The organism is Mesorhizobium sp. LCM 4577 (assembly GCF_001854795.2).
GTDB lineage: Bacteria > Pseudomonadota > Alphaproteobacteria > Rhizobiales > Rhizobiaceae > Mesorhizobium > Mesorhizobium plurifarium.
In genome coordinates, this window is record NZ_MDDU01000017.1 from 74234 (window position 1) to 82596 (window position 8363).

Below are 8363 nucleotides of genomic sequence, written 5' to 3' on the forward strand. Positions count from 1 at the left end.
GCCTCAATCATCGGGGTATCGCATGACTCTCTCTCAGCAAATTCCTGTAGCAACGCTTGGTGTGCCGCGCATCGGTCGCAGGCGAGAACTGAAATTCGCGCTTGAAAGCTATTGGTCCGGAAAATCTTGCGCTGCCGAGCTTCTCGCGACGGCAAAGGCGCTCCGTGCCGCGAACTGGGAGGAGCAGCGCGATCGCGGTGTGTCGAAAATCCCGTCGAACGACTTCTCGCTCTACGACCATGTACTCGACACCGCCGCCATGGTCGGCGCCGTGCCGTCCCGCTACGCATGGAATGGCGGCGAGGTCCCACTCGACATCTATTTCGCCATGGCCCGCGGCAACCAAGGTCAGACGGGCAATCGCGACTCTGGTCGGGAGCCTGCGGCTTGCACTGCCCTAACCGCGATGGAAATGACCAAATGGTTCGACACCAACTATCATTACATTGTGCCGGAACTTGACGACGATCAGGCGTTCACACTCTCGTCGACCAAAACGGTTGATTACTTCCTCGAGGCTAAAGCCCTGGGCATTCATACACGCCCGGTCATCCTTGGACCGGTCACTTTTCTCAAGCTGGCGAAGTCACCTGCCGAAGGTTTCAATCCCCTCACGCTCCTGCCGCGACTTCTGCCCGTCTACGAGCAACTCCTGCGGAGGTTGAAATTCTCGGGAGCCGATTGGGTGCAGATCGATGAACCAGCGCTTGTGCTCGACCTAAACCCGAACGAACGAGCCGCACTTGAATTTGCCTATGGGCAGCTGTCGAAGGCCGCGCCCGAGCTGAAGATCATGCTGGCTACCTATTTCGGGCCGCTGGGGGACAATCTCGAGACGGCGATATCGCTGCCTGTGGCCGGCCTGCATCTTGATCTCTCCCATGCTCCCGAACAGTTGGAGACGGCTGGTCGGCTCGCGCCCAAGGATCTGGTGTTATCGCTTGGCTTGATCAATGGCCGCAACGTCTGGCGCGCGAACCTCACTGCCATTCTCGACCGCATCAAGCCGACCGTCGCGGGCTGGCCCTTGGATCGAGTCGAGATCGCGCCTTCGTGCTCGATGCTGCATGTGCCCATCGACTTGCGTATGGAGACGGCACTGGATGCGAACATCAGGTCGTGGCTCGCCTTCGCGGCCCAGAAGACCGACGAGCTGGTCATCCTGGCTCGGGCCTTGTCCCAAGGTAAAGATGCGGTGGCTGGCGAGTTGAAAGCTTCTACCGAGGCTGCCGCAACTCGCGCAACATCCACGAAGGTCCATGACCCGCTCGTTGAAGGACGGATCGCCGACATCAACGGCGCCATGAAGCAACGAAAGAGCGCATTTGCCGAGCGTTCCAGGGTCCAGGCCCGCACGCTCGGCCTGCCGCCGTTCCCGACGACGACCATTGGATCCTTTCCGCAGACGCCTCAGGTGCGCAAGGCGCGTTCCGCTCACGCGAAGGGCCGGCTCAGCTATGTCGACTACGAAACCTTTCTGAAGAAGGAGATCGAGGCTGCTATTCGCTGGCAGGAGGAGATCGGGCTGGACGTGCTGGTGCATGGCGAGTTCGAACGAAACGACATGGTACAGCATTTCGGCGAGCAACTTTCCGGCTTCGCCTTCACCGAACATGCCTGGGTGCAGAGCTATGGGTCGCGCTACGTGCGTCCCCCCATCATCTTCGGCGACGTATCGCGCCCCAATCCGATGACGGTGCGCTGGTGGCAATTCGCCCAGTCGCTTACGCAAAAGCCTGTGAAGGGAATGCTTACAGGCCCAGTGACCATTCTCAATTGGTCTTTTGTCCGCGACGACGTACCCCGCTCCGAGGTCTGCCGCCAGATCGCGCTCGCTATTCGCGATGAAGTGACGGACCTCGAAGGATCCGGCGCAAGGATGATCCAGATCGACGAGGCCGCGTTTCGCGAAGGCTTGCCACTGCGCAAGTGCGACTGGAAGGTCTATCTCGACTGGTCGGTCGAATGCTTCCGGATCGCTTCAACAGGTGTAAAGGACTCGACTCAGATCCATACCCACATGTGCTATTCGGAGTTCAACGAGATCATCGACGCGATCGCTGAGCTGGACGCGGATGTGATTTCGATTGAGACATCGCGCTCGGCAATGGAACTGCTGGACGCCTTTACGAGCTCTAAATATCCGAACGAAATCGGTCCAGGAGTCTATGACATCCACTCACCGCGCGTTCCGGAAGTCGCCGAGATTTCGGAGCTCGTCATGCTTGCCCGCGAGCGACTGTCCGATGGTCAACTGTGGATAAATCCGGACTGCGGCCTCAAAACTCGCAAATGGGAGGAGGTCCGCCCTGCCCTGATTAACATGGTTGCGGCAGCATGCGCCCTGCGGGAGAAACAGCAGGCCGAGCTCGCGCGGCCCCTGTGACCCGTAAACGGGTGAGCAGCAGCGGTCGCGGACGGGTGCCTTTGCCCGACATTTGCCTGGCAAGCTGGCATCAATGCCGTTCGGGAGAAAACTTCTGATCGCGTTGTGGAAGCATGTTCATCATGGTGCTTGCCGTGAGGCGCTGTCATGAAGCCATTCTTTTCCATCCATTGGATTTATAGCAGCCGCTGATCCTGGGCGAACCAACCTTCGAACGCGCGACGCTCCAACATGGGGCGCTTCATTCCGTGTTCACTGTTACCAATTTTTCAACCGATGTTCAGTCGATGGCCGGCGACGGCACCACGACCGCGACGGTTCTCGCGCAGTCGATCGTCGAGGAAGGACCAAGGCGGTTGCTGCCGGCATGAATCCGATGGACCTCAAGCGCGGCATCGACCCCGCCGTCACCGAAGTCGTCGCGGCGCTCGGCAAGGCTACTAAGAAGATCACGACCTCCGAGGAAGTCGCCCAGGTCGGCACGATTTCGGCCAATGGCGACGAGTCGGTCGGCGCCATGATCGCCGAAGCGATGCAGAAGGTCGGCAACGAGGGCGTCATCACCTTCGAAGAAGCCAAGACCGCTGAGACCGAGCTGGAAGTCGTCGAAGGCATGCAATTCGACCTCGGTTATCTCTCGCCCTATTTCGTCACCAACCAAGACAAGATGCGCGTCGAGCTGGACGAGCCGTATGTGCTGATCCACGAGAAGAAGCTCAGCAATCTGCAGGCACTTCTTCTTGAGGCCGTCGTGCAGTCAGGCAAGCCGTTGCTGATTCGCGGCCGTAGAAGAAGGCATTGTCGCGGGAGGCGGCATGGCTCTGCTGCGCGCTTTCTGGCCATTACCGTCACCGGCGCCAATGCCGAGCAAACCGCGGGCGTGGCAATAGTGCGTCGTGCGCTGCAGGCCCCAGCCCGCCAGATCGCTTCGAATGCAGGCGCCGAAGCTTCGATCGTCGCCGRCAAGATCCTCGATAACAGGGAGGCGACGTTTGGCTTCAACGCCCAGAATGGCGAGTATGGCGACATGATCGGCATGGGCATTGTCGATCGATGAAAGTCCTGCGCGCGGCTCTCCAGGACGCGGCCTCGGTCGCCGGCCTGCTCGTCACCACCGGAGCCATGATGCCGAAGCTCCGAAGAAGGAGCGGCAGCATGCCGGGCGGTAAGGCGCCACGCTCGGGATCGTTTGCTACAAGGGCGAAGTACTGCCCCTCGTATCGCTCCTCAAAAGCCTCCGGGCCAGTCAAGAAGGCGATAAGTTCCGGTTCAAGACCTGGCAAACCGGATTCAGTCCATCGCGACAGTACGGCCCGCAAAAAGGGCCAAGTCGCCAACCCGTGCCTTGCAGGCCACTCAGCAATATCAACAAGCCCCAGCATCTCCATTGGGCGGCCGGCTCTCCTTCCCTCAGCAATGGCGGCCCCGACATATCGGGTACACGCCTGGACGTAGGAGAGCGAGTGCGTGGAGAACATGCCGTGCAAGATCGCGGTAGCAGAACGACAGCACGTCAGGTTCGGGTCGTTCCAGCCAAAATCATAGCGATGCCTCGCTTGATCGCTACTTATACACGTCACTCCCGTCAGTAAGATCGCCTCAACTCGACCATCAAGTAGCGCGACGTCTTTGGCGTCGTCCTTAATTCTCTTCTTCGGCTCTGCCGCGCTCACCTGATCCTCGCTCTATAATGTTATTGGCCAGCCTCTCTGCGAGGTCATCGGCCCGCTTTCGGATATGGCGACGGGCATACTGCGCTCCCATCTCGGACTGCGGTGACCACCCCTGAAGCTTGTTCCTGATGCGGATCTCCTGCTCAGGATCCATTCTCTTTTCCGGGGGCTGTTGGTCGACCAATTCGCTGAAGCGGTCGTTCCAAGTCCGCCTCATCGTGTGAGGCAGTCGGGAGCATCCGGCAACATCGCTCGGATCCGCTCGAAGATCCGGTTCACCTGCCTGAGCGACAGCAGCCTACCCTGTTTGTCCGTGAAGAGTTGGCCATGCTTCCGGGCCGCTTTCGGCAACCGGGACCAACGCGTTTCGACAAAAGAATCGAATTCCTCGGCACCCTCTTTGCCGATGAACACGTCCCGCGGTTGTGTCTTTGATCGTCTGACGAACACGGTCCGGTCCGCGTAAACGACATCTCGAACCAGGACCGACTGGATTTCGGCACGGCGCGCACCGCTGCTTGCGTAGAGCAGCCACAGAAGGCGGTTCCGGTCCTGGACGAACCCAGGCTCGAATGGGTTATCAGGAGACCCCGGCGCAAGCGCCGCCGTGATCTTGTCCACCATCTCCGCCGGGATGCCTTCGAGGGTTTCGTCGTCGGATGTCGATATGTTGAAGCCGCGCCCGCGCTGGCGCAACCTGGACAGCAGCTGCTCGCCAAGCGTCCGGAGATCCGCGCTTTCCCGCTTTAGCCTTTCGAGCGATCCCAAGCCAAGCTTGAGGTGCCAATCGAAGTACTCGGCGACGTAGTGGATCCGAACGGCTGCTTCCTTCGGGTTCGCCAATCGGCTGTCGGCAGCCATTGCCTGCTGCGGACGAGATCCGAATGGCCTGAGGATTTGCGTACCGGCCCCATGGTCTTTGACGGGAGTAATCTGTTCTGCCTGAGCCCTTGCCGAGAGCAACAGGTAGTCCGCCAGCGATTCGACCTCTTCGATGCTGAGCAAATCTCCGGTCCTTAACTGGAGATCTAGATTCGCTCCTCTCGACTTTGCCCAGCATCTGGCCATAGCGATGCTGGCCAAAGCCGTCACGCACGTCTCGGGAGATCGATTCGCCTTCACGAAGGCAGCCGTCACAAACACGTTCGGATAGAACGCGGGGCCAGCTTTTTCGTCGACAAGGATCGCGACGGCACGGCCGTTTCGGCCATTGAAGCGCCTTATCTGGAACGGTTGGGGCCCAAGCCTTTTCCGCCAAGGCTCCACCCCTGGTTCTTCCGCATCAACATCGGCATGGGCACGGGTGACTGGTGACATGTCTCAGCCGCGCCCTCCAAGCGCTTCAACCGAAGTTTGGAGGTTTCAATTTACGGCCTATGCACCTTAATTTTTGTTACGCAGAGGCTTAGCCGCTTCCCGCACCGAATAAGTTAGTTTCCGATTTCCTACAGGTCTCCGTAACCATCCCAAAAACATCCAACGCAGTTTCCGGCCGGAAATCAAAAAAATTGCGATGTAGCAATGGGTTCGCGACAAGAAAGTTTCCGCTTTTGCGATAGGTCTCCCTATTCGACGGTGACTGATTTTGCGAGGTTGCGCGGCTGGTCGACATCTGTGCCCATGAAGAGCGCCGTGTGATAGGCAAGAAGCTGTATGGGCAGAGAGAAGATCATCGGAGCGATAATCTCGTCGACAGCTGGCAGCACGATCGTGTCCATGGTGTCGAGCTTGGATGCGCTTGCTCCTTTTTCATCGGTGACGAGGATAACCCGCCCTCCACGGGCGGCGACTTCCTCCATATTGGAGACGGTCTTGTTGAAAAAGCGATCAAATGGCGCGATGACAATCACCGGCATGTTCTTGTCTATCAATGCGATCGGACCGTGCTTCAATTCACCCGCCGCATAGCCCTCGGCGTGGATGTAGGAAATCTCCTTGAGCTTCAGCGCACCTTCCATCGCCAGCGGGAAACTGGTGCCACGGCCAAGATACAGGACGTCGTGATACTTGGACAATTCGCGCGCCAGAAGCTCTACCTTAGGTTGGATGCTGTTCAGGACGTGGCCCACAATGCGCGGCATTTCGGCAAGGCTTCGGACCAGCGCCTGCACCTCATTTTCGGTTACCGTTCCGCGGGTCCGGGCGGCGCTGATGGCAAGTGCGGCAAGAACGGCAAGCTGGCAGGTGAAGGCCTTGGTGGAGGCGACGCCGATCTCCGGCCCGGCAAGGATCGGGAAGACCGCGTCGGCCTCCCGAGCGATACTCGATTCGGCGGCATTGACGATCGCGCCAATTTTCAGTCCAAGCTTCTTGCAGTATCTCAGCGAGGCCAGCGTATCGGCGGTTTCGCCAGATTGCGAAATGAAAAGAGCAGCAGACTGGGGCGACAACGGGATCTCGCGGTATCGAAATTCGGATGCAACGTCGATTTCGACTGGCAGGCGAGCATAGCGCTCGAACCAGTATTTTCCGATCAGTCCGGCGAGGTAGGCGGTGCCGCAGGCAGAGATCGCCAGGCTCGGAATGCTGGCAAAATCGAAGCTCGGAACCGGATCGGCGCGATTCTCTATCAAGCTGACATAATGGGCGAGCACATGGCCGATGGCCTCGGGCTGCTCGTAAATCTCCTTCTCCATGAAGTGGCGATGTTTGCCCTTGTTGGCCAGATAAGCCGCGGCCATGGAGGTCTGACGCGGACGCTCTACGGGGTAGCCGTCGAAATCGAAGATATCGGCACCCCCCTTGCCGATTACAGCCCAGTCACCGTCGATGAGATAGGTAACTTCATTCGTGAAGGGGGCAAGTGCGATCGCGTCGGATGCTAGAAACATCTCGCCGTCGCCGTGGCCGATTGCCAGCGGTGGTCCATTGCGCGCTGCGATGATGCTCGACGGATCATCCTCAAAAAGGATGGCGAGCGCGTAGGCGCCCTTGATGCGTTTCAGCATGGCATGCATCGCTTCGCCCCGCCCCATGCCCTCCTGGCGGTGTCTTGCCACAAGATGCGCGACGACTTCCGTGTCGGTGTCGGTCTGGAACTCGGCTCCCGCCGCCGTCAATTCCTCCTTCAGCTCGGCAAAATTCTCGATGATGCCGTTATGGACGACAGCCACACCGTCGGTAAAGTGCGGATGCGCATTGCCTTCCGTCGGCGCTCCGTGGGTTGCCCAGCGCGTGTGGGCGATGCCGATGGAGCCGTTTAGCGGCTCTGCCTTCAGTCTCTTCTCGAGATTGACGAGCTTGCCCTCAGCGCGCCTGCGCTGAAAGGCGCCCTCGGTGATCGTCGCAACCCCGGCGGAATCATAGCCGCGATATTCCAGACGCTTCAAGGCGTCGACCAACCGCTCCGATACGGGCTGTTGCCCAACGATACCAACAATCCCGCACATGCCGTCTCCGACTTCTTTCCGGCAGCCTCAGTCGACGCACCGATCACGACGAGGATACCCCCGCGCTGCAATTCAGGATCCTCTAATACGATTTTATTAGGACGGTAAAATTGATTGTTGGAATAGCAATCATCCACCCGATAAATGGATCAAAGATGCGCAACGGCATATCAACAGAGCCTTCGCCTGTGCCAAGAGGCTCGGCTCTGACGGTAGTGGCGGAGATAAGGGTTTGCATCCGGCCCGATAGCGACCTTGCCGCGGTTATCCCCGGCACCACCTATGCCAACATCACAGGCCAAGGACACTGAAGGGGGCACTTTTTTGAAGCCCCCGCGCGGGGGATCATTCCGTGGCGATGACTAGATTCGCGATAATGCAGGCCTTCGTGGCGTACGCCTCCGGCGAGGGCCGCCTTGCGCGAGCATGGCATGATAGCGAGGCTGCGCTCTTGAGGTCGTCCTTGCGAGCGTAGTTAGCAGCACAGCATGAGCCATGTGACGTTATTGACCGGGCCTGAGCGTCGCCGTCGTTGGAGTGAAGAGGATCAGTGCCGGATACTGGCCGCGGCATTCGCGCCCGGGTCCACGGTGGCGGCGGTGGCGCGTCAGTACGATGTCGCGACCAGCCTGATCTATAAGTGGCGCCGCACGATGAGAGCCCGCCAGACGGGCTTTGCCGAAGTTGTCGTGGTTCCCGATGAGCCTGTCGCCGCTTCGAGGCCGGCGGCGCCCCCAGCGGTGATCGAACTGGAGATCGCCGGCAAGATGCGGTTGCGGATTCCGCTGACCACGCCACCGACACTGGCGGCGGCGATGGTGAAGGCGCTGGGCGTTTGATGATCCCGGTTCCGAGCCAGGTGCGGATCTGGTTGGCGGTCGGCCGGACCGATATGCGTCGCGGGATGCAGGGCCT

4 protein-coding genes and 1 pseudogene are annotated in these 8363 nt (G+C 59.5%); 3 read left to right on the forward strand and 2 right to left on the reverse strand.

The genetic code is table 11. From position 1 onward, the window contains the following. Nucleotides 1–22: 22 nt before the first annotated feature. Together metE and LCM4577_RS19475 are read left to right on the forward strand one after the other, a co-directional pair. Nucleotides 23–2386: a 5-methyltetrahydropteroyltriglutamate--homocysteine S-methyltransferase gene (gene metE, locus LCM4577_RS19470; protein ID WP_071072930.1), complete on the forward strand. Its 2364-nt coding sequence runs from the start codon at nt 23–25 to the stop codon at nt 2384–2386. 257 nt (nt 2387–2643) lie between these two features. Continuing rightward, nucleotides 2644–3571: pseudogene (locus tag LCM4577_RS19475) on the forward strand (TCP-1/cpn60 chaperonin family protein); the annotation flags it as partial. 701 nt (nt 3572–4272) lie between these two features. Here LCM4577_RS19475 and LCM4577_RS19480 read toward each other — a convergent pair. Further along, nucleotides 4273–5376, reverse strand: a complete 1104-nt coding sequence (locus LCM4577_RS19480; RefSeq protein WP_083354778.1) for a site-specific integrase — start codon at nt 5374–5376, stop codon at nt 4273–4275. A 248-nt stretch (nt 5377–5624) separates the two neighbouring features. Further along, on the reverse strand, nt 5625–7448 hold the full coding sequence (gene glmS, locus LCM4577_RS19485; protein ID WP_071072938.1) for a glutamine--fructose-6-phosphate transaminase (isomerizing): 1824 nt from the start codon (nt 7446–7448) through the stop codon (nt 5625–5627). 488 nt (nt 7449–7936) lie between these two features. On the opposite strand from glmS, the gene tnpA reads away from it, so the two are divergent. Next, nucleotides 7937–8287, forward strand: coding sequence for an IS66-like element accessory protein TnpA (gene tnpA, locus LCM4577_RS19490; RefSeq protein WP_071072940.1), 351 nt, complete (start codon nt 7937–7939; stop codon nt 8285–8287). Nucleotides 8288–8363: the final 76 nt, after the last annotated feature.

Coding starts and splice junctions, on each gene's coding strand:
- LCM4577_RS19480 (WP_083354778.1), bottom strand. CDS start 5,376: ATGTCACCAGTCACCCGTGCCCATGCCGATGTTGATGCGGAAGAACCA.
- tnpA (WP_071072940.1), top strand. CDS start 7,937: ATGAGCCATGTGACGTTATTGACCGGGCCTGAGCGTCGCCGTCGTTGG.
- metE (WP_071072930.1), top strand. CDS start 23: ATGACTCTCTCTCAGCAAATTCCTGTAGCAACGCTTGGTGTGCCGCGC.
- glmS (WP_071072938.1), bottom strand. CDS start 7,448: ATGTGCGGGATTGTTGGTATCGTTGGGCAACAGCCCGTATCGGAGCGG.